21 protein-coding genes are annotated in these 19,359 nt (G+C 54.4%); 4 read left to right on the top strand and 17 right to left on the bottom strand.

The features are described from left to right. The first annotated feature begins 22 nt into the window (after positions 1–22). Complete coding sequence (locus tag LBQ97_01555; protein MDR1831402.1) at positions 23–1,798, top strand: [FeFe] hydrogenase, group A; 1,776 nt, start codon at positions 23–25, stop codon at positions 1,796–1,798. A 60-nt stretch (positions 1,799–1,858) separates the two neighbouring features. Here the strand turns inward: LBQ97_01555 and LBQ97_01550 are convergent, their stop codons facing one another. Beyond that, on the bottom strand, positions 1,859–2,869 hold the full coding sequence (locus tag LBQ97_01550) for a polysaccharide deacetylase family protein (GenBank protein MDR1831401.1): 1,011 nt from the start codon (positions 2,867–2,869) through the stop codon (positions 1,859–1,861). 221 nt (positions 2,870–3,090) lie between these two features. On the opposite strand from LBQ97_01550, the gene LBQ97_01545 reads away from it, so the two are divergent. After that, complete coding sequence (locus tag LBQ97_01545; protein MDR1831400.1) at positions 3,091–3,720, top strand: OmpA family protein; 630 nt, start codon at positions 3,091–3,093, stop codon at positions 3,718–3,720. Between the two features lie 78 nt (positions 3,721–3,798). On the opposite strand, the gene LBQ97_01540 is transcribed toward LBQ97_01545, so the two are convergent. The 4 genes from LBQ97_01540 to LBQ97_01525 form a co-directional block, all read right to left on the bottom strand. Next, the gene (locus LBQ97_01540) at positions 3,799–4,836 is read right to left on the bottom strand and encodes a 2-keto-3-deoxygluconate permease (protein MDR1831399.1); all 1,038 of its coding nucleotides are present in this window, start codon (positions 4,834–4,836) and stop codon (positions 3,799–3,801) included. Positions 4,837–5,039: 203 nt separating this feature from the next. Further along, positions 5,040–5,258 carry a 30S ribosomal protein S18 gene (gene rpsR, locus LBQ97_01535; protein MDR1831398.1) on the bottom strand — a complete coding sequence of 73 codons (219 nt, stop codon included), beginning with the start codon at positions 5,256–5,258 and terminating at the stop codon, positions 5,040–5,042. A gap of 48 nt (positions 5,259–5,306) precedes the next feature. Further along, positions 5,307–5,594 carry a 30S ribosomal protein S6 gene (gene rpsF / locus LBQ97_01530; protein MDR1831397.1) on the bottom strand — a complete coding sequence of 96 codons (288 nt, stop codon included), beginning with the start codon at positions 5,592–5,594 and terminating at the stop codon, positions 5,307–5,309. Positions 5,595–5,690: 96 nt separating this feature from the next. Next, positions 5,691–6,245, bottom strand: coding sequence for a manganese efflux pump MntP family protein (locus LBQ97_01525; protein ID MDR1831396.1), 555 nt, complete (start codon positions 6,243–6,245; stop codon positions 5,691–5,693). Positions 6,246–6,378: 133 nt separating this feature from the next. Between LBQ97_01525 and LBQ97_01520 the strand changes: the two genes are divergently transcribed. Next, complete coding sequence (locus LBQ97_01520) at positions 6,379–7,254, top strand: SIMPL domain-containing protein (GenBank protein MDR1831395.1); 876 nt, start codon at positions 6,379–6,381, stop codon at positions 7,252–7,254. Positions 7,255–7,303: 49 nt separating this feature from the next. On the opposite strand, the gene LBQ97_01515 is transcribed toward LBQ97_01520, so the two are convergent. The 5 genes from LBQ97_01515 to LBQ97_01495 form a co-directional block, all read right to left on the bottom strand. Beyond that, positions 7,304–9,601, bottom strand: a complete 2,298-nt coding sequence (locus LBQ97_01515) for a flavocytochrome c (protein MDR1831394.1) — start codon at positions 9,599–9,601, stop codon at positions 7,304–7,306. A gap of 127 nt (positions 9,602–9,728) precedes the next feature. Then, positions 9,729–10,412, bottom strand: coding sequence for a lactate utilization protein (locus LBQ97_01510; GenBank protein MDR1831393.1), 684 nt, complete (start codon positions 10,410–10,412; stop codon positions 9,729–9,731). Positions 10,413–10,438: 26 nt separating this feature from the next. Continuing rightward, a complete protein-coding gene (locus tag LBQ97_01505) occupies positions 10,439–10,981 on the bottom strand; it encodes a flavodoxin family protein (protein MDR1831392.1) in 543 nt (180 codons plus the stop codon). A 17-nt stretch (positions 10,982–10,998) separates the two neighbouring features. Further along, the gene (locus LBQ97_01500; protein ID MDR1831391.1) at positions 10,999–11,436 is read right to left on the bottom strand and encodes a hypothetical protein; all 438 of its coding nucleotides are present in this window, start codon (positions 11,434–11,436) and stop codon (positions 10,999–11,001) included. Between the two features lie 67 nt (positions 11,437–11,503). Then, a complete protein-coding gene (locus LBQ97_01495; protein ID MDR1831390.1) occupies positions 11,504–13,153 on the bottom strand; it encodes an AAA family ATPase in 1,650 nt (549 codons plus the stop codon). Between the two features lie 234 nt (positions 13,154–13,387). Between LBQ97_01495 and LBQ97_01490 the strand changes: the two genes are divergently transcribed. Next, on the top strand, positions 13,388–14,761 hold the full coding sequence (locus LBQ97_01490; protein MDR1831389.1) for an MATE family efflux transporter: 1,374 nt from the start codon (positions 13,388–13,390) through the stop codon (positions 14,759–14,761). A 53-nt stretch (positions 14,762–14,814) separates the two neighbouring features. On the opposite strand, the gene LBQ97_01485 is transcribed toward LBQ97_01490, so the two are convergent. From LBQ97_01485 to LBQ97_01455, 7 genes are read right to left on the bottom strand one after another with little or no spacing between them, the layout of a single operon-like run. Continuing rightward, complete coding sequence (locus tag LBQ97_01485) at positions 14,815–15,432, bottom strand: NUDIX hydrolase (protein MDR1831388.1); 618 nt, start codon at positions 15,430–15,432, stop codon at positions 14,815–14,817. A gap of 24 nt (positions 15,433–15,456) precedes the next feature. Continuing rightward, entirely contained in the window at positions 15,457–15,750 is a 294-nt protein-coding gene (locus LBQ97_01480; GenBank protein ID MDR1831387.1) for a CPBP family intramembrane metalloprotease, read from the bottom strand. Further along, positions 15,751–16,260 carry a GNAT family N-acetyltransferase gene (locus LBQ97_01475; protein MDR1831386.1) on the bottom strand — a complete coding sequence of 170 codons (510 nt, stop codon included), beginning with the start codon at positions 16,258–16,260 and terminating at the stop codon, positions 15,751–15,753. Between the two features lie 50 nt (positions 16,261–16,310). Then, positions 16,311–16,463 (bottom strand): hypothetical protein, encoded by a 153-nt coding sequence (locus LBQ97_01470; protein ID MDR1831385.1) that lies wholly within the window; start codon positions 16,461–16,463, stop codon positions 16,311–16,313. Between the two features lie 16 nt (positions 16,464–16,479). Then, positions 16,480–17,640, bottom strand: coding sequence for an iron-containing alcohol dehydrogenase (locus LBQ97_01465; protein ID MDR1831384.1), 1,161 nt, complete (start codon positions 17,638–17,640; stop codon positions 16,480–16,482). Then, positions 17,637–18,317: a methyltransferase gene (locus LBQ97_01460; GenBank protein MDR1831383.1), complete on the bottom strand. Its 681-nt coding sequence runs from the start codon at positions 18,315–18,317 to the stop codon at positions 17,637–17,639. The genes LBQ97_01465 and LBQ97_01460 overlap by 4 nt, the downstream gene beginning before the upstream one ends. An 8-nt stretch (positions 18,318–18,325) precedes the next feature. After that, a complete protein-coding gene (locus LBQ97_01455; protein MDR1831382.1) occupies positions 18,326–19,276 on the bottom strand; it encodes a stage 0 sporulation family protein in 951 nt (316 codons plus the stop codon). Positions 19,277–19,359 lie beyond the last annotated feature (83 nt).

Raw genomic sequence — 19,359 nt, 5'->3', positions numbered from 1 at the left:
GACTCAGGGAGGTTATACGATTATGAAGATGATCAAATTGAAAATAGACGACAAAACCGTAGTCGCCCCCGAGGGGACGACCATCCTGGACGCCGCCGCCAAGGTCGGCGTCAGAATTCCCAATCTCTGTTACATGAATATGGAGGAGATCGGATTCAAGAACAATTGCGCGTCCTGCCGGATCTGCGTCGTGGAAATCAAAGGCATGGGGAGGCTTGTCCCTTCCTGTACGACCCCCGTGGGGGAAGGCATGGAAGTCATCACCGATTCGGCCAATGTCATGAACCGCAGAAAGGTGATCCTGGAACTTCTACTTTCCGACCATCCCAATACCTGCCTCACCTGCGGGAAAAACGGTTTTTGTCAACTGCAGAAGATCGCCATGGATTTCGGACTCCGGGAGCTCCGCTTCGAGGGGCATCACGCCCAGCAGCCCAAACAGAAATCCGTCTCGATCACGAAGGACCTCGCCAAATGCGTCATGTGCCGCCGATGTGAGAATATTTGCGCGAACATCCAGAACTGCGGAATCCTCACGGGACTCGGGCGCGGTTTCGACGCCGTGGTCAATACGGCCTTCAACGCGGACCTGATTGAGACCAAATGCACTTTTTGCGGACAATGCGTCGCGGTCTGCCCCGTCGGCGCCCTTTCGGAGACCGACAACTACACCCGGCTCATTGAAGATATCGGCAACGACAAAAAGACGGTCGTTGTGCATATGGCGCCCGCGGTGCGGGTGGCTTTGGGGGAACTCTTTGATTTGCCCGGCGGTACGGATGTGACGAAAAAAGTCGTCACGGCTCTTCGGAAACTCAGAATAGACGCCGTTTTTGACACGAATTTCGCCGCGGACGTGACGATCATGGAAGAGGCCACGGAGCTGAAGCACAGGCTGGAAAAGGCCCTCGCCGGGGACAAATCCGTCAAGATTCCCCTGTTTACCTCCTGCTGTCCCGCCTGGGTGCGCTTTTCGGAATTGAACTACCCGCAGATTTTAGGCAATCTTTCGTCGACGAAATCCCCCCAGCAGATATTCGGCGCCATGACGAAGGAGATCTGGGCGAAGAACAAAAATATTCCCAGGGAGGACATCGTCTGCGTATCGATAATGCCCTGCCTCGCCAAAAAATACGAGGCGTCCCGGGAAGAATTTACCAGAGACGGCATACCCGATGTGGATTATTCCATCACGACCCGGGAACTTTCCAGGCTGTTTCACCAGTACAACATCGATCTCGCCGCGCTGCCCGACGGAGAATTTGACGATCCCATGGGTGAATCCACCGGGGCCGCCAGCATATTTGGAAGAACAGGCGGGGTCTTGGAGGCCGCGGCCAGAACGCTCTACGAGTGGGTGACCGACGGAAAGCTGGAAAATCTCGATTTTGTGGCGCTGCGGGGACTCGAGGAAGTCCGCGTGGCCGAGGTGAAAATAAACGACGGACTGACGCTGCGTCTGGGCGTTGCCCACGGACTCGGGGCCGCCAGGAAAGTGGTCGAAAAGATTCTTTCCGGGGAAGAGCAGTTTCACGTCGTGGAAGTCATGGCCTGCAAAGGAGGCTGTATCGGCGGAGGAGGACAGCCTTTCCACAACGGAGACTTCAATGTCATCAAGAAGCGTTACGAGGCCATCCAGGATCTGGATTACCACAAGGATATCCGAATGTCCCACGAAAACGCCTTTGTCAAGGAGCTCTACGCCAAATATCTCGGCGAGCCTTACAAGGGGGAACTGGCCCACAAATTCTTCCACACGAAATATACGGATCGCAGCGGCAAGGGCCAATCGAAGTAAACGGATTTTCATACGACCGAAGTAGGATCGGGGTTCATGAAAAAAGCGGTTCCTGTTTTCTTACAGGAACCACTTTTTTTTGCGAAATCGTTTTTGGCTCTTTTCCCGTTCGGCGGCGATCTCCTCGGGACTCAGTTTTCTCGCCCGCTGGATCCGCGTGATCAGCGGTTCGTCTCTCCGGGCGGCCGCCACTGACTTAGAAACGGCGGTTTTTTTGACCAAAACCTGAGCGGGCGTCCGGCTTTCCCTGCCGGCTGCCGCAAGAGCGGGACGCCTCAGGAGGGTTACTTCCGCGCTTGTGATTTCCGGCCCTTCATCTGTTGCCGCCGGCGGCTTCTTTGCTTTTTTCGGGACGAAAGAAGAAATGGCCGTTCCGGGTTTGTACGCAATATCGTTTAGGCTGAAATATTCATCCAAAGAGAGAAAGCGCACGGAAAGCCCCTGTTCTTTGATTTTGGAAAAGGCGAGGGCCACGCCCTCCACCGTCGATTTGTGGGGATCATGGAGCAGGATGATGGATCCGTTGACGAGCCCTTGCAGGATTTTATCGGCCACAACGGCGGGCTTTCTGTTTTTTTCGGCCCAATCCTTCGTATCGTAGGGACCCCAGCGCACGGTCACGAGATCGAGGGCTTGCTCGAGCTTCTTTCCCGCGTTGCCGTAGGGCGGACGGAAAAACTTGACTTTCTGCCCGGTCAGCTCTTCAAGGATCGCGGTGGTCCGGTTGATCTGGCTCAACTGTTTCGGATAATTCAGCGTCAGGAGATTCGGGTGGGACCAGGTGTGGTTGGCCACGGTATGTCCTTCCTCGGCCATGCGCTTGATCACGTCGGGATTTTTTTTCGCGAGGGATCCGAGGACAAAAAACGTCGCGTGAACGCTCGCTTCTTTGAGCTCGTCAAGGAGCTTTTCCGTATAGGGGCCGGGACCGTCGTCAAAGGTCAAAAGCACCTTTATTTCGCTGTCTGTAGCCTGTCCGGGGGGCATATCCACCACTTCCTCCCCGTAGAGCAGGCAGCAAAAAAGGGGAACGAAACCGAAATATCGCGTTAATTTTCTGATGATGGACATACGAACCCCCGCTTATGCGCCAAATCTGATCTGGAATGCGGTATCTTCCGAAGTTGTCTTTTTTGTCATATTTGTATTATAACGGAATTTCCGGAAAATGTCAATAAACGATGAAAAAACAACGAGATTATTTTCTTGTCACTGAAATATTCGCGCCATACAGATCATGTAAAATAGAACCAATCACAAAATATCCCATATTAAATAAGGAGGTTTTAAAGATGACGAAAAAACTGATTACGGGCTTTCTGATCTCGGGACTGTTGCTTGGTTCGGCAAATACATTGGCAAGAAGCAGCAAAGGAAAGGGGACGCTGGTGGGCGCGGGCGTCGGCGCTCTTGTCGGTCAGGCCGTCGGCAAAAATACCAAGGGGACTTTGGTGGGGGCGGCCGTGGGATCGCTGGCGGGTCTCGGCTGGGGCGCCTACCGGGACAATCAGGAAAAGGAATTCCGCTCTCGCCTGGGCCGCGGCAATGTGGAAGTCAGAAGAAAGGGGGAAAACCTCAATCTCTATCTTCCCGGCGGCGTGACCTTCGGTACGGATCAGTACAAAATCCGTCCGGCTTTTTACGACGCCTTGGATGATATCGCGGACGTTCTGATCCGCTACCCCGAAACGCGGATCGTTGTGGCGGGCCACACGGACAGCGACGGCAGCGCCTCCTACAATCTCGATCTCTCGGAGCGCAGAGCCCAGAGCATCAAAAATTATCTCGTACGGCGGGGCGTTTCTTCACGGAGAATTCGAACCGTAGGTTACGGCGAATCGGAACCCGTCGCCAGCAACAACACCGAGCGCGGAAAGGCCCGTAACAGAAGAGTGGAAATCGATATTCTCCCCATGCGTTAACATTTTATACAGAGAAAGAAAAAGAGACTGCCGCCGTCGTCGCGGCAGTCTCTTTTTTCCGTATATTGATGTGTTTGTCTAGAGATCCGTTCCGCCTGCTTTTACCTTTCCCCCGCCCTCATCGGCGAGGCCCTGTTTCTTCAGCTCCCGCTTGTAGAGGAAATCCACGATAAAGGGCGTCAGGATGGCCGAGATAATGATCGAGGCGCCGACCTGAGCCGTCGCTACGGCAGCGTAGGGGGCGAAGGACGGATCCACAGCCGCAAAGGCCGCGGGCGTACCCGCCGCATTTCCCGCCGTGGTTCCCACAGCCGCGCCGACGGCGCCGTTTCTCCGGTATTTTTTCGGTACGAGCGCTTTAAAGACAAAGAAACTGCCGATTCCCGTTACGGCTACGGTCAAAAGGCCCAGGAGAATCCCCGGAGGTCCGGCGGAAGCCAGCTGCTTGAGGCTCAGGCCCGCGCCCAGCGGGAAGGCGAAAAGAGGGATGGAGAGCATTACGCCGGGTTTCAGGAATTCCCGGAACTTGTCGTCCAGGTTGCCCAAAATCATGCCGACGATGATCGGCACCACAACGGCAAAGAGCGTCAGCCAAGGGATATTGGCCAGGCCCGCGCCCGCCATAAAGGCCATTTCAAAGAAGGGTCCGTCGTTACTGGACAAAACGGCTACGGCGCCGACGTCGGAATCATCGCCGTACTTTGCCGCGAGGGCCGCGAAGAGTCCGCCGTTGGAATTGGACATGGCGGAAACCATGGCAAGGGGCGTGAGACCCAGCCAGGTCGCGTGCTGCCCGTAGAGCTTCCCGACCACAAGAGCGGGGATGACGCCAAGGAGCACCTTGCTCGCGTTGAGGACGACGCCCTTCCACAGGGCGAGACCTGCCGTCTTGACCGTGATCTGCGCGCCGCTGCACAAAAGCAGTACCGCGATCAGGGCCAGGGCGCCTTTTTTGAAGAGTTCCGTTGTAAAACTGCCGATCATCAGCGCGTTGGGCGCAACGGTATTCACGAGACAGCCTAGGATCAGGGGTACGACCATCAGACCGCCGGGGACTTTGTTGATGGTGTCCAGTATGGGGACATTCCCCCATATGGATTTGCTCTCTGTACTCATAGTACACCTCCATAATTAGTGATACCTGAATCATTCCCTGTGTTTTCCGGACATTTTTGTGTCCGCGTCATGGTAGAATTATACCCCATTCCTTTTTGCTTGTCAATAGTATCCGATCGACGACAGATCCTTTTGTGAATTTTCCGGAAAATAAAAACCGCCCGGGAACTGCTCCTTCGGCGGTCTTTTTTGATGGATCGCGATTATTTTTCCGTTCTGGTATAAGGGATCAGGGCGATGTTTCTCGCGCGCTTGACCGCTTTGGCGATTTTCCGCTGCAATTTGGCGTTGGCGCCGGTAACGCGGGAGGGATTGATCTTTCCTTTGTCGGAAACGAACCTTTTCAAAAGGTCCACGTTTTTATAATCAATTTCCTCTGCCTTTACCCGAAGTTTCGCTCTCTTTCTTCTGTATTCCGGCATTTCTTCCTCCTTTTGATTTTTTCACTTCTGTCCGGGATCCGCAAGGGTCTAGTCGTCTTGTTTGACCAGGATATAGCGCATGATTTCCTCAACGATGTTGAGCTTTCTTTCGACTTCCGTCAGCGCGGTTCCTTCGATCTCAAAAGTGACCAAAACATAGAAACCTGTTTTTTTCTTATCAATCGGATAAGCCAATTTCCGTTCTCCCCATTTGTCGGCTTTGAGGATGTTGCCGCCGGAAGCCTTCAATATGTCGCAGGCTTTCTCGATGGCCGCTTCCCGCGCTTCCTCGGTCAGAATGGGGTTGATGATGAACATCAGTTCGTATCGCTTCATGTTTACCTCCTCCCTGTGGTTTTGGCCCGGGATCCGAGTCCCGAGCAGGGCAAGTTATATTATAGCATTTTGGCGGGTTTTTTGCAAGCGGTAATTTTACAGAAACACATGCTCCACAAAGATCTTGAGACCGAGGGCGACGAGTACAAGGCCGCCGAAAAATTCAGCTTTGCGCTGATACCTGGCCCCGAAGAGACGGCCGATCACGACGCCCGCCATGCAGATCAAAAGCGTCACGAACCCGATGACGAAAGCCGCGCGGAATATGCCCACGGCAAGAAAGGCGAGGGTGACCCCCACCACAAAGGCGTCAATACTGGTCGCGAATGCCAAAACCAACATTTTCCCCCAATTGTAGCTGTACTGGACGGAAGCTTCCTTCGAAAAACTCTCCCGGATCATGTTGATCCCGATAATGCCCAGTGCGAACAGAGCGATCCAGTGGTCGAGAAACTTGATCCGATCCACGAAGCGCGTCCCAGCGTAATAGCCGACGGCAGGCATCAGGGCCTGGAAGCCTCCGAAATAAATTCCCGGCATGGCGATTTCCCGGATGCCCGCCCTCGGGACCGAGAGTCCCAAAGCGATGGAGATCGCGAAGGCGTCCATGGAAAGGCCGATACCGATCAACACAAGTTCAATTAAGCGCAATTTTCTTTCCTCCATCTTTCATTGTATGCCGGAAAGCCTCCGCTGTCAAGCCAAATTTCGAATTTTTCCCCTGTTGTTTCTCCGCCACAAAAATATGGTATAAAGAATATTATCCCAAAACCGGAGGTTTCTTATGAAAAAAATCCTTGTCGCAATTCTGCTTGCCTTGGACGGAACCCTCGCCATGGCGCAAGAATCCGTTCTCAACCTCAATCTGGACGCCGGAAAATACACGGCCGAACAGGTACAGCTCCTGAAGCTCCAATATGAACGGGAGAGCCTCCAATACGGCGGCCAGTATATCCGGATCGGCGCTCTCGACAACATGGTCGGCAGCGGTACGATCCAGATGAATCCGGAGTTTTTTTATCTGACCTTTGAGCTTAAGACCAACGCGAGCAAGTTTTCCATGGGCGACAGCAAAACCGCGAAACTCAAGGCCACGGAAGAAAATACGAAAGTCATGACGGAATTCAAGAATTTTCTCACCAAAGAAATCGGCGTGAAGCCGGAAAACATGGAAACGCTTCAATACGGCGTCGTCACCACATCAGGGACCGTAAAGGACTCGGCCGACGTCGTGCACCGGCTCAAAGTCAAGTTTGACATCGCCGCAAAAATCGGAGACGTCTATAAAAAAATCGAACCCACGGATATCGTGGTCCTGGACGAACCGCAATACGGCGTATCGGAAAAGACCCGGAAGGCGTCGAAACTGCTTGCCTATGAGATCGCCATGGGCGACGCCCTCGATCAAGCCGCCGCCATTGCCAAAGCCGGACGTTTTGAGGTAGGCGACGTCCGCTATGTGCAGGAAAACACCGCGCGCCCCATTCAGTATCGCCAGAGTCAGGCCAATGCCCGCATGGCCGTCTTTGACGCGGCGGCCTCGCCGGCGGCAGCGGCCGACGAGGATTTCTCCGTTCCCATTTCCGTCGTTCAGGAAATGAAAATTCAGATGACCCTCATCGTTTCCTTCGATATGATTAAAAAGGTCGGTCAACGTTAAAAAATAAAATCCCCGGTAAGGGTTTTTCGCCCATTACCGGGGAATTTTTTTAGTAGGAGGTCAGTACGCGAATCTCGACGCGTCTGTTTTTGGCTTTTCCCTCATCGGTGGCGTTGCTCGCGACGGGGTGAAGTTCGCCATAGCCTTCCGAATAGAAGCGGTCGCCGTCCACTTGCTTGGAGATCATGTAGTCCACGACGCTCTTCGCCCGGTCTTCGGAAAGTTTCTTGTTCGCTTCCTTGGCGCCGGTATTGTCCGTATAGCCGGTCACGAATACGGCCGTATCGGGATATTTGTTCAGCACCACGCTGATGGCGTCAAGAGATTTCTTGAAGTCCTCTTTGAGGGCCGCGCTGCCGACGTCAAAGGTCAGCCCGCCCGGCAGGAGCAGCCGCAGCTGGTCATTGATCAGCTCGACGACGATATTGTATTCCTTGAGGGCGTCATTCAGGTCTTTGAGGTAAGCCTCCAGTTTTCCCGGATCCGTAGCTGCGGAGATGGACTTGGCGTAATCGGCGGCGTTGTCTCCGGCGATTCTTCCGAATACGACGATGTCCGCGACGGCGTTTCCGCCGAGACGGTTATCCCCGTGAACGCCTCCGGTCACTTCACCGGCGGCGAAGAGTCCCGCCACGGGATTACCGTCAGCGCCCAGCACTTCGCCCTTTGTGTTGATCTTGACGCCGCCCATGGTATGATGCACGGCGGGGGAAATTTCGATGGCGTAGAAAGGCGCTTTGGTCAGCGGCTTCACAAGTCCTTTGTCGTTCTGGAAATCGGGATCCGACTGATTTTCCGCGTACTGGGCCACGAGCTTCATGGTCGTCACGAGATCCGCCTCATTGATCCCGGCGTTTTTCGCCAGTTCCTCTATGGTATTGCCCTGCTTCGCGAATTTTACGTAACCCTTGTAGGCCGCGGCCTTGTCGGCCACTTCCTGGTCATAGACGAGGAAGGCGCTGCCGCCGGTCTGGGCCAGAATCGCTTCGGAAACGACGTCCCGGGTCTTCAGTTCATTGATGAAGCGCTTTCCCTCGCGGTTGACGAGGATCGCGCCGTCGCCTCGGATGCCTTCCGTAATCATATCGGCGGCCTGGTGCACCACGGTCGGGTGGGTCTGGATCAGTTCCATATCGACCAGTTGCCCGCCTGCGTCGCCCACAAGCTTTATGCCGTCGCCCGTTATGCCTTTGCTGTTTGTGCTGCCGAAGCCCTTGAGGCTGGGGTTATATTGGGAAACCATTTCGGGGTTGGCCCCGAAACCGCCTGTGGCGATGATGACCGATTTGGCGAAGATTCTGTAGAAATGCCCTTTGTTGTCCACTTCGGCCCCTACGACGCGGCCGTTGATCTTGAGTAGCTTGATGACTTTGTTTTCAAGCCGGATATCGATTTTGAGGTCTTCGGCTTTTTTCTTGAGCGCCGCCACGAGGACGGGCCCGATGGCCTTTCCGCCTGTGGGCTTGTGGATTCTCTTCTTGCTGGCCCCGCCGAACATGCCGACTTCCTTGAGGTCCATCCCCCGTTCGATCAGCCAGGTAACGGCGTTTTTGGCGTTTTCGGTCAGGGTCTTGACGAGCTCGGGATTGTTTTTGTTGTGGCCGCCCTTCATGGTGTCCTCGTAAAAAATCTCTTCCGAATCGTCCGTTATGCCGGCCTCCCGCTGGAGATCCGTGTTGGCCGCGTTGATGCCGCCCGTGGAATAGGTCGTGTTGCCGCCCAGAATGGGCATTTTTTCAAGCAAGACAACATGTGCGCCCTTTTCGGCCGCGGCGATGGCCGATGTCATGCCGGCGCCGCCTCCGCCGATGACGAGTACGTCAATGACGGCGTCCTTATGGCCGGGATCGAACGGCGGTTCTTCCGGCTTTGCCGCTTCGGTTTTCTCAGGCTCGGCCTTGGCCGCTTCCACTTTGGCGGGCTCGGTTTTGGCGGGCTCCGCTTTGGCCGGAGCGCTCGCCACAGACGCCCCTTTCTGATATTTGGCAATATCGAGACCGCCGCTTGCCAACGCGTCCAAAATTGCTCTTTTCAAGCCGCCGCTGGAAATAGACGCTCCCGCGACGTTGTCGACGTCGACGGTCTGGGTATTCACGATTTGCGCGGGCAGCATGTCGATTGCCATCGTTCCGATCCCGTCGGTCTCTCCGTGGGAGAGAACCCGGATATCGGTGATTTTTTTGTCCGCGTCCAAAGAAACTTCTACTTTGATGGGATTGCTCGCTCCGCCGTAGCCGTCGGCCTGGCCGATGTACTTACTGCCGCTGCCTTTGAGGCCATCCAGCAACATCAGGATGATTACGACAATTACGGACACGACAACCATCAGGATCGTGTTTTTTTTCATGTCCTGCTTTCCTCCTTGAATCTATAATTTTCCGGGCAAGTGAAAAATCTTTCACTTGATGAAGTGCTTATAGTATACCTGTTTCGCCGCGCAAAGTCAACCGATTGATCCATTTTTTTTGCCGATATCAGAAGCCCAATTCCTCTCCGACGAGGATGATTTTGATGCGTCCGGGAAAGCGGCAGACCCGCGTTTCCACGATGTATGAGCAGATACAGTCCTCGCTGATACAATTGCTGCATGTCCCTGTCTTGGCGCAGGGCGTGTTTTTTTTGGCGGCGCCGCCGCTGATCTGCGCGTCTCCGAGGATACGGAAGATATTGATGGGGGCCGCGTAATTTCTCGCCCGGCTCCACGCTTCTTCCCTGGTTTTACAGACTTTGTTCATGCCCACGATCATGACGACGGATCTGGGCCCGAAGATCTGGGCGGCCACGCGATTGCCGTGCCAGTCCACATTGACGAGGATCCCGTCTTCGGAAAGGGCGTTCGTGCTGCTGAAATAGACGTCGCAGAGCAGGGACTGCCGCATTTTTTCCATGCGCTCATCCCAGGTCCTGGACTGGTCCCGGTCGATGATCTTGAGCCCCGGGGTCTTTTTGATCCCGTCCACGAGCCCGATATCCACGACGGAGAGGGATCCGCCCCAAGCGACCGAAGATCCTTCGGGGATCAGCGACAGGGCCTTTTCGAGGGCTTCTTCCTTTGTCGCGCAAAAATACGCCTCATAGCGTCGGCGCTGGAGATTCTTGACCACCTGGGCCGCCAGCAGCGCCCGTTGTTTATGGATCGATTGCTCTTTGATTTCCATGTTTTTCCCTCCGCTTTTCTTATGCTTTAAAAGGACGCCCCAAGCTCCTCAGCCTGCCGCAATCCGTCGGTTTTTTCGATATCCCCCATCCGGAGCGCCTTCCGGACGAGAACCCGCCCCCGGTCTTTCCACCCGAGACCGCAATAAATCAGGTCATAGAGCTTGGTCAGGGCTTCGAACTCATCGGGCCGGTGGCCGTATCCGCAGGCGAGCAGCGCGCATTCCTTGCCGCGCAGATCGTGTTTTCCCACGAGGAAGGCGTAAAATTTGTCGATGGCCGCTTTCATTTTTCCCGGAAAGGAATAGTAATAGAGCGGCGTACAAAATACGACGGCGTCTGCCTTTTCCAAAAGCGGCGCCATCTCCCGGAAATCGTCGTCAAAGGAGCAGGCCTGCCCTCTGGTGAAGCAGGTGTTGCAGCCGATGCAAGCGAGGATATCCTTTTTTCCCGCCTCAAAATACGAGACGCGGTTTCCCTTTCCCTCGGCCCCCCGGGCAAAGGCCCAGGCCATTTTGTCGCTGTTGCCGCCCACTCTGGGGCTGCCGGTAATCACGAGAATTTCTTTCATCCAAGTTCCTCCCCCGATCAGGCGCCGAAGACATAGAGGACGTCCTCCTCGATGTTCATGAGTCGGCTTTTTGTGGCTTTGACCGGTTTTCGCGCCTTGATCCGGATGTCTTCTTTTTCCGGTTTGCCGTCTTCGTAAAAATGCAATAAAATCCCGAATTTGTCTGTCAGGCGTTTTTCAACGATAATTATATTTATAAAATTTATCCAGTTTTCCAGCTGAAAATCCACTTTGAGGTGGCAAAGCTCCGGTTGTTTTCGCCTTTTCAAGCCCAGCGGCGTATCGCAATCACAAAATTCCGAATACTTTCGGATGTAGTATTCGTCGCTTTCCAGCTGGGCCTGGACAAATCTGTTTTTGCACCGCCGGAATTCCATGTCGAATACGGTAGCCACCATATTGATATATTCCATGTTGCTTCTTTTGGAGATCATTCCCGTAATATAGTAACACATGAGCGCCTCATCTCCTTTTGTGCCGCCCGGAATCAATCGCTTGCCTTAAGTGTCGGCTCTTTTCCCGCTACAAAGTCACGCAGGACACCCGCAGGATGTCCTCATAGATGGCGATGGCCACGGCGCTTGCCCGTTTTACGCCATTTTCAAAGAAAAGCGTCCGGTATTTTTTCTGGTCGATGCCCTTGAGGCCTTCTTCCATGGTCTCCCGGAAACTGCCGCCGATTCCCACCATTTTGAAGGAAAAGACAAAGCCGTCCCGGTTCTTGTCCTTGGGTTCGAGGATGAGCTCGATTTTTTCGGTCTTCCCTTCGATATTCGTGTAGCATTTGTATTCGTCCTTGAGCGCCAGAACCATGCAGCCGATCATACCGTAATAGAAGACCTCCTGATTCTCCGCCGTGAATTCCGGAAGACGGGCCTTGAAGATTTCCTGGAAATTCGTCTCAAAGGAATTCTCTCCTTTGAGGTTGTTGCCCCGCAGGGAATTCAAAAGCTCCTCAAAATGGAGGTTGTTGAGGCCGATGAATTTTTCGTAAAAACCGTTTTGGAAAAAGAGGAAGGTTTCTTTGTTCGGAAGACTCAACTGGCAGTAGCCGGTCTCGTCAAAGACCTGTTCCGCCGTCAGGTATCCGTTGAACAGGAGCAGGGTCCAGATTTTCTTCCGGGCCATGAGATCACGGAAGGGCAGGCTTTTAAAGACAAATTTCCTTATGCTCTCCCCGTTGAAGAGATTGAACATGTCGTGATAGACCGTATCCAGCGACATCCGGAAAATGAAGTTGATCACTTCGTCGTTGCTCGTCTGGACCCAATAGGGCGCGAAGCGCTTGATCGCAATAAACTGCACGACGGACCAGGGATTGTAGATCTCCGTTCCGCCGAATTTGTAGCCGCCGTACCATTCGTGAACGGCGTCGGCGTACTGTGAGAGACCGTATTGCGCCAAGGCCGTCTGCACTTCCTCCGTCGTAAAGCCGCAGACCGTCTCAAAGCCTTCGTCCACGACGGAAACGAAGCGGGCGTTGGTGACGTCGGTGAAATATCCTTCCCGGGACGAGCGCATGATGCCGCACATCAGGCAGAATTTCAGATAGGGATTGCTTTTGGTGACCGAAGAATAGAGGATCCGGAGAAAGGCGGACATCTCCTCATAGGCCTCTTCGGATTCGCAATAGGCGCTGAGGCTCTCGATTTCGTCAACCAAAAGGACCACCCGTTGATTATAATAAGTAGAGAAAAATTTTGTCAGAAAGAAAAGCGCGTTGTTGAGGAAAATGGAATTTTCATTTTTTACCAAATCGTGGAACACCTCGGTGTCCCCCGGGCCGAGTCTGTCCAGCAGAAAAGAACATTCGCTGAGGTAATAGCGTATGCTCTTGTGAAAATTCGTCCGGAATTGCTGCATGTTCCGCGCTTGGATGTCTTTGTAAGACATGAAAACCGCCGGGTATTTGCCCAATTCGGACATGTATTGGGTGTTGCCGATGGCCAGCTTTTCAAAAATCGGTCTGCTGGTTTCCGCCCGTGAAATATCGAAAAAGTGGAACAACATCTGCAGGGTCAGCGTCTTCCCGAAGCGCCTCGGCCTTTCCAGCACCACCACTTCGCCGCCGTGCTCCAGCAAGTCGGCGATCAACATTGTCTTATCGACATAATAATAGCCGTCTTCGACAAGCTTAACAAAGTCGTCAATGCCGATAGGTAACTTTTTCATTTCACTCTCCTTCTGTACCTTAATAATTCATTATAACATATTATGACGATTTGGCAAGTAAAAAATGGATAAATTGTGCGTAAAAATCATCGGGAAAGCAAAAACTTCCGGTAACAAGCAAATTTCGGTGGACATGAGGGCAAAAACGTGCTAAACTGAAATCAGAATGACATGAAATTGCATCGCGGCAAAGCGCCGATTGCGCGATACACCACGCGAAGGAGCGGATTTTTTATGAAAGACAAAGCCCAGGACGAGAAATTTCTCCTGATGACGACGGCTCCGGTCGGGAGACTGCTCGTCAAAATGGCCATTCCGACCATGGTCATCATGCTCGTGTCGGCCCTGTACAACATGGCGGACACGTATTTTGTAAGCGCTCTGGGGACAAGCGCCACCGGCGGCGTGGGCATCACCTTTTCCCTGATGAATATCATCCAGGCCGTGGGCTTTTTTACGGGCCACGGCTCCGGCAATTATATTTCCCGGGCGCTGGGCGCCCGCAAGATGGAAGACGCCGAAAAAATGGCGGCTACGGGTTTTATCACGGCCTTTTTCATCGGCTGTTGCATTCTCGCGGCGGGCTCGATCTTCCTCACGCCTCTGGCCAGGACCCTGGGCGCCACGGAGACCATCCTCCCCTACGCCAAGGATTATCTGCGCTATATCCTTTTGGGCGCGCCCTTCATGGTCTCGTCTCTGATGCTGAACAATCTGCTCCGCTTTCAGGGGAGTGCCTTTTTCGGGATGATCGGCATGGTCTCCGGGGCAATCCTCAATATCGGTCTCGATCCGCTTTTTATTTTCACGTTCGGCATGGGCGTCAAAGGCGCGGCTCTCGCGACCATGATCAGCCAGACGCTCAGCTGTCTTCTGCTCTTCGTGGTCGGTTGCAATTCGGCCCCGGGAAATGTGCGGATCCGCGTAAAGGCTTTCTCTCCTTCGTTCTGGGTCTACCGGGAAATGATCCGGGGCGGCTTTCCCTCGCTCCTCCGGCAGGGCCTCCAGAGCATCGCGACGATCCTTTTGAATCACGCGGCGGGCGCTTACGGAGACGCGGTTATCGCGGCGGTGGCCATCGTCAACCGGATTTTCCTGATGTCCAATTCGGCCCTTTTGGGCCTCGGACAGGGGTTTCAGCCCGTCTGCGGCTTCAATTACGGCGCCGGACGCTATGACCGGGTAAAGAAGGCCTTTTGGGTCTGCCTGAGGACCGCGGTCATCTTCCTGGTTTTCTTGGGCGCGGCGGCCTTTATCTTCTCTCCGAAGATTATCGCCCTCTTCCGGAAAGACGACGCCGAGGTAATCCGGGTGGGGGCGCTGGCTTTGCGCTTCCAGAGTCTGACCTACCCGCTCTTTGCCTGGATTATTTTAAACAACATGATGCTCCAGACCATAGGAAAAGCCATTCCCGCCAGCATTCTGGCCTTCGCCCGGCAGGGCTTTTTCCTGATCCCGCTGCTTTATACGCTCGTCCCCGCCCTGGGCGTCCTCGGCATCCAGCTCTGCATTCCGGTAGCCGACGTCTGTACGTTCCTGCTTTCGGTCCCCATGGGGATCTGGGCTCTGCGGACGGTCTTGAAGGAGAAAGCGAAGGAGGAAAGTTAAAAAGACGCGCCGCAACGCGTCTTTTATCACATATAGGACAGATTCAAGGCCGCTCAGTCGAAGATCACTTCGTGGGCGGCTTCTTTTCTTACGGCAAAGCAAAGCTCCAACTGCTTGCGGTTCGTCCGGCCTTCAGAGAGCGTCGGCAGATTGTCCAGCGTAAAAAAGCCGTATGCCGAGGTCTCGGTGTTTTTTTCAAAATGCTGGCCCACGTAGTCGCACTCCACAATGATCTTGTAGACGGAAAAGGGGAAGGCGTCCCGCACGTGGCGCTGCCGGTCAAGGACGGCCACCATGCGGCGGATTTTGATCTCGCAGCCCGCCTCTTCCCGGGCTTCCTTGGCAATGTTGTCGCGGATCGAGAGATCGACGTCGGCCCAGCCGCCGGGCATGGCCCATTTGCCGTCGATTTTTTCCCGGATCAGAAGGATCTCGTTTCCCTTGAAAATGGCGGCTCTGACGTCGACCTTGGGGGTCTGGTAGCCGTCTTCGGAGGCGAAGAGCGTCCGGATTTTTTCCTCGCCGGCTTCCGTATAGCGGGAGAGGATGTCGACGCAAATCTCCCGGATCTGCTCGTAGCGATCCCGGTCGTAGGGATTGTCCGAATAAGCCAGCCCCGATTGGGCGACGGACTGGAGTTTTTTGGCCCAGGTGAGCCACAGGGGATCCATGCGCTACCTCCCGGAAAAAACCGATTATTTCAGGATAAAGAAAAAAACGAGGGCGTTATTCATCAAATGGAGCAGGATCGTAAGCCATAATTTTCCGGTCTTGATGACCACAGCCCCCAGGATGAGGCCCGAGCAAAACGCGTAAACCTTGGGGTACAGGCCCCCGTGAATGAGGGCGAAGAGGACGGAAGTCGCCAATACCGATATCCGGGGATATTTTCGGGAAAAAGGCAAAAGCAGCGTTCCCCGGAACACAATTTCCTCCCACAGCGCCGGAAACACGCACATTCGATAAAAAGCCGGCGCGTCTTTCAGCATTTATTTTTTCTCTCCGGGCGCGCCCAGTTTCGCGAGGTTTTCCCCGGTCAGCCGGAAGATCGTCCATTCGTCCATGGGGACGGCGCCCTGGCTCTTGTAAAAGCGGATCGAGGGTTCGTTCCAGTCGAGGCAGGCCCACTCGACGCGTCCGTAGTTTCTCTCGACGGCGATTTGCGCGATCGTCGTCAACATCCCTTTGCCGAGACCCTTTCCGCGGTATTCCGGCAAGATGAAGAGGTCTTCGATATAGAGGCCCGGTTTTCCGAGGAAAGTCGAAAAATTGTGGAAGTAAAGCGCGAACCCCACGGCTTTTCCTTCGTACTCGCAGATCAGGATCTCGACTTTCTTCTCGTCAAAGAGATAGCGGGCCAAGCCCTCTTCGCTCGCTTCCACCATATCCAGCAAATGCTCGTATTCGGCGAGCCCCCGGATGAATTCCAGCACAAGGGCCGCGTCTTTGCGTTGAGCCTCCCGTAAAATCCCCTTTTCCGTGATTGCGTATGTTTTCATGTTCCCCCCGTGTAAAATTGGTAAAATCTATTTTGATCCTGTTGAAGCGTTCACAGCGTAAAGAGCGCGGCGATCCCGAGGATAATGAGCCCGAGGCCCGCCCCGATGGGGACGATGCCCGCCTGTTTCACAAGGGCCGTAAAAGTGATCAGCACGCCCAGAACCACCACGGCCAAAAGGATGTATTTGAGATTCTTTTTCACGATACTCCCCCTTTTCCTACAGACACAACCGGAGGATGGCTTTGACGTCCTCCGCCTTGAGGTCCGAATAGCTTGTCTTGTAGAGGATGGTCTTCTCCGCGATGGCTTCAATACTGCTTTCAGGCACACCAAGTTCGCCCAGGGTGGACGGCGCGCCGATGGATTTCAGGTAGTCCTTCGTACGCAGGATCCCTTCCAGCGCCGTCTGCTCCTCCGTCTTGCCCGTCGGGTCCACATGCCAGATGTTCCGGGCAAAGCGGGCGTATTTGCTTACGCCATTTTTGTAGGTATAGAGCATGTAATTGGGGTGGACGACCGCGAGTCCCGCGCCGTGGGGCACATCGTAGAAGGCCGACAGGGCGTGTTCGATCTTGTGCGTGATCCAGTCCTGCTCCTTGCCGAGACCGATCAGATCGTTGAGGCCCATGGTGGCGCACCACATGAGGTTTGAGCGGGCCACATAGTCCGTGGGATCGGCGATGGCCGTATTCAAATTTTCGATGACGTTTTTCATGACGGCTTCGGCGAGATCGTCGGAGAGATTGCTCTCGTCGGGTCGGGAAAAATATTGCTCAAAGGCGTGGGAAAGCGTGTCCATGGCGCCGTTGATCATTTGATTTTTCGGCAGCGAATATGTATAGGTGGGGTCCAGTATGGAGAATTTCGGGAACAGCAGCGGACTGAAATAGGAAATCTTCGTCTGGGTGTCCCACTGGGTGATGACGCCGCCGCAGTCCATCTCGGAACCCGTTCCCGCCAGCGTCAGTACCGCGCCGAAAGGGAGCGCTTCCTGACATTTGAGTTTTTTCACGAAAAAGGCGTCCCAGAAATCTTCGTCGGTCTTTGCCCCCGCCGCGATCATCTTTGTGCAGTCGATGACGGAACCGCCGCCGGCCGCCAGGATGAAGTCCACATGATGTTCCTTGCAGGCCTTGATCCCCTCGTAGACTTTTTCGGTCCGGGGGTTCGGCATGATGTCCGAAACTTCCACAACGGTCTTGCCGGTTTTGGCGAACACGGCCATGATGGCGTCGTAGACGCCGTTTTTCTTGATGCTGCCGCCGCCGTAAGTCAAAAGAACGGTTTTCCCGTATTCCTTCAGTTGTTTTTCCAGTTTCGAAATGGCCCCTTCTCCGAAAAAGATCCGGGTCGGGTTGTAGAATGTGAACGCGTTCATGCTTCCTCCTCCGTTTGTGAATTGAGATACAAAGGTTCCTCAAGGGTAAAGGGACCGCCTTTCCCTTTTCCGGCCTCAATCAGGACCGCGTGGGAAGGCCTCCCGGGCGCGCCGTACACGAATCGGGTCCGGCCGGGCGCGAAATGGCAGGCCGCGAGGGTTTGCAAGAGCTCGGGAAAGCGCGTCGTCTTGTACACGAGATAGAGCTTTCCCACGGGCTTCAGCAGCCTTTTGGCCGAGGCCACGAGGTCTTCCAGCGTCAGGGAGAGTTCGTGCCGGGATCGGGCCTTTTCTTCGAGCAAATTGGTTTTTCGCCCGTCAACCGCCATATAGGGCGGGTTTGAGATCACAACGTCAAAACGGTTTCCGGCCTTCAATTCCCGCACGTCTCCATGGATCAGGGTCACGTCGGAAGCGATGCCCGCATCCTCGAAATTTTGCCGCGCCAATGCCGCGGCGCCTTCCTGGATCTCCACGGCGGTCAGGTTCCGGTATCCCCCTTCGCTTGCCAGAAGGACCGGGATAATCCCGTTTCCCGTGCCGATATCCAAAATCGCGGGTTGTTTTTTCCCGTCGGCTTCCCGCTTCTCCCGCCGGCAGCGGATAAAGAAGCGGACGAGGGCCAGGGTATCGGAGGTAAAGCCATAAGGCCCCCGGATAAACGATTCTTCCGTCATTTTCTCCTCTATTCCTCAACCGCGCCGGGTTCGAGGACTTTCTCCAATTCTTTGTCCAAATCCTTCTCCGGTTCCCTGCCGTTCTTTTTCCCGTCAGGGCCCGATGTTTTCAGCTTGCTCGCTTCCCGGCGGTTGAAGGTCACCTGGTCGAGGTCGAACTTCATGACGCCGTTTCCTTCCACGTCCACAAAGAGATAGCCGCTCAGGGGACTGATGGAAATGACCTTACCTTTGCCCTGTTCCGTCATGACGCTCTGGTTCACGGCCGGATAATCCCGGAGGGCTTCTTCGTACTGGTCATACTCATAATTCATGCAGCAGAGGAGCCTGCCGCAGATGCCGGAAATCTTCGCGGGATTGATGACGATCCCCTGATCCCGGACCATTTTGATCGAGACGGAGTCGAGCTTGTTGATGCAGGTGCGGCAGCAGAGCTCTTTGCCGCAAAGTCCGATGGATCCCAGAATTCGCGCTTCGTCCCGGACGCCGATTTGCCGGAGTTCTATCCGCAGCTTGAAGATATTGGCGAGATCCTTGACGAGATCCCGGAAATCGATCCTGCCGTCGGCGGTAAAATAAAAAATCAGCTTCGTCTTGTCAAAGGTGTATTCGGATTCCACGAGCTTCATCAGCAGGCGGTGTTCCGCGATCTTTTCCTTGCAAATGAGAAAGGCCGACTTGGCCTCGTCCCGCAGCTGGGCGTATTTTTTCATTTCCTTGGGGTTGGCTTTTTTGAGGACAGGCTTCAGCGGAAGCACCAGTTGCTGCTCAGACATGGGCATGACGTCCGTATAGAGGAGGCCGATTTCCTGCCCCCGGACCGTGTCCACGATGACATAGTCCCCCTTCTTGTAGTCGCCGTTATCGACCACTTCAAAATAATATCGTTTCCGCGTGACCTCAAAGATGACGCCGACGATATTGAAAACGCTGTTTTTATCTGTTTTACGCCGTTCCACAGCCCTCGGCCCCTGCCGTTCCGGATTTCGCCCGTGGTAGGACGGCGCGTGTTTTCTCTCTTCCAATGTGATTTTCAATCCTC

This window comes from Fusobacteriaceae bacterium (genome assembly GCA_031272775.1).
Classification (GTDB): Bacteria; Fusobacteriota; Fusobacteriia; order Fusobacteriales; family Fusobacteriaceae; genus JAISST01.
The sequence above is the reverse complement of the archived record's forward strand: the minus strand, read 5'-3'. Positions and strand labels throughout refer to the sequence as shown.

What these genes read in the sequence shown, in the direction of transcription:
- LBQ97_01505 (MDR1831392.1), bottom strand. Translation starts at nt 10,981, where the DNA reads ATGAAAGAAATTCTCGTGATTACCGGCAGCCCCAGAGTGGGCGGCAAC.
- LBQ97_01520 (MDR1831395.1), top strand. Translation starts at nt 6,379, where the DNA reads ATGAAAAAAATCCTTGTCGCAATTCTGCTTGCCTTGGACGGAACCCTC.
- LBQ97_01480 (MDR1831387.1), bottom strand. Translation starts at nt 15,750, where the DNA reads ATGCTGAAAGACGCGCCGGCTTTTTATCGAATGTGCGTGTTTCCGGCG.
- LBQ97_01550 (MDR1831401.1), bottom strand. Translation starts at nt 2,869, where the DNA reads ATGTCCATCATCAGAAAATTAACGCGATATTTCGGTTTCGTTCCCCTT.
- LBQ97_01485 (MDR1831388.1), bottom strand. Translation starts at nt 15,432, where the DNA reads ATGGATCCCCTGTGGCTCACCTGGGCCAAAAAACTCCAGTCCGTCGCC.
- LBQ97_01495 (MDR1831390.1), bottom strand. Translation starts at nt 13,153, where the DNA reads ATGAAAAAGTTACCTATCGGCATTGACGACTTTGTTAAGCTTGTCGAA.
- LBQ97_01490 (MDR1831389.1), top strand. Translation starts at nt 13,388, where the DNA reads ATGAAAGACAAAGCCCAGGACGAGAAATTTCTCCTGATGACGACGGCT.
- rpsR (MDR1831398.1), bottom strand. Translation starts at nt 5,258, where the DNA reads ATGCCGGAATACAGAAGAAAGAGAGCGAAACTTCGGGTAAAGGCAGAG.
- LBQ97_01475 (MDR1831386.1), bottom strand. Translation starts at nt 16,260, where the DNA reads ATGAAAACATACGCAATCACGGAAAAGGGGATTTTACGGGAGGCTCAA.
- LBQ97_01510 (MDR1831393.1), bottom strand. Translation starts at nt 10,412, where the DNA reads ATGGAAATCAAAGAGCAATCGATCCATAAACAACGGGCGCTGCTGGCG.
- LBQ97_01515 (MDR1831394.1), bottom strand. Translation starts at nt 9,601, where the DNA reads ATGAAAAAAAACACGATCCTGATGGTTGTCGTGTCCGTAATTGTCGTA.
- LBQ97_01545 (MDR1831400.1), top strand. Translation starts at nt 3,091, where the DNA reads ATGACGAAAAAACTGATTACGGGCTTTCTGATCTCGGGACTGTTGCTT.
- LBQ97_01500 (MDR1831391.1), bottom strand. Translation starts at nt 11,436, where the DNA reads ATGTGTTACTATATTACGGGAATGATCTCCAAAAGAAGCAACATGGAA.
- LBQ97_01460 (MDR1831383.1), bottom strand. Translation starts at nt 18,317, where the DNA reads ATGACGGAAGAATCGTTTATCCGGGGGCCTTATGGCTTTACCTCCGAT.
- LBQ97_01555 (MDR1831402.1), top strand. Translation starts at nt 23, where the DNA reads ATGAAGATGATCAAATTGAAAATAGACGACAAAACCGTAGTCGCCCCC.
- LBQ97_01540 (MDR1831399.1), bottom strand. Translation starts at nt 4,836, where the DNA reads ATGAGTACAGAGAGCAAATCCATATGGGGGAATGTCCCCATACTGGAC.
- rpsF (MDR1831397.1), bottom strand. Translation starts at nt 5,594, where the DNA reads ATGAAGCGATACGAACTGATGTTCATCATCAACCCCATTCTGACCGAG.
- LBQ97_01465 (MDR1831384.1), bottom strand. Translation starts at nt 17,640, where the DNA reads ATGAACGCGTTCACATTCTACAACCCGACCCGGATCTTTTTCGGAGAA.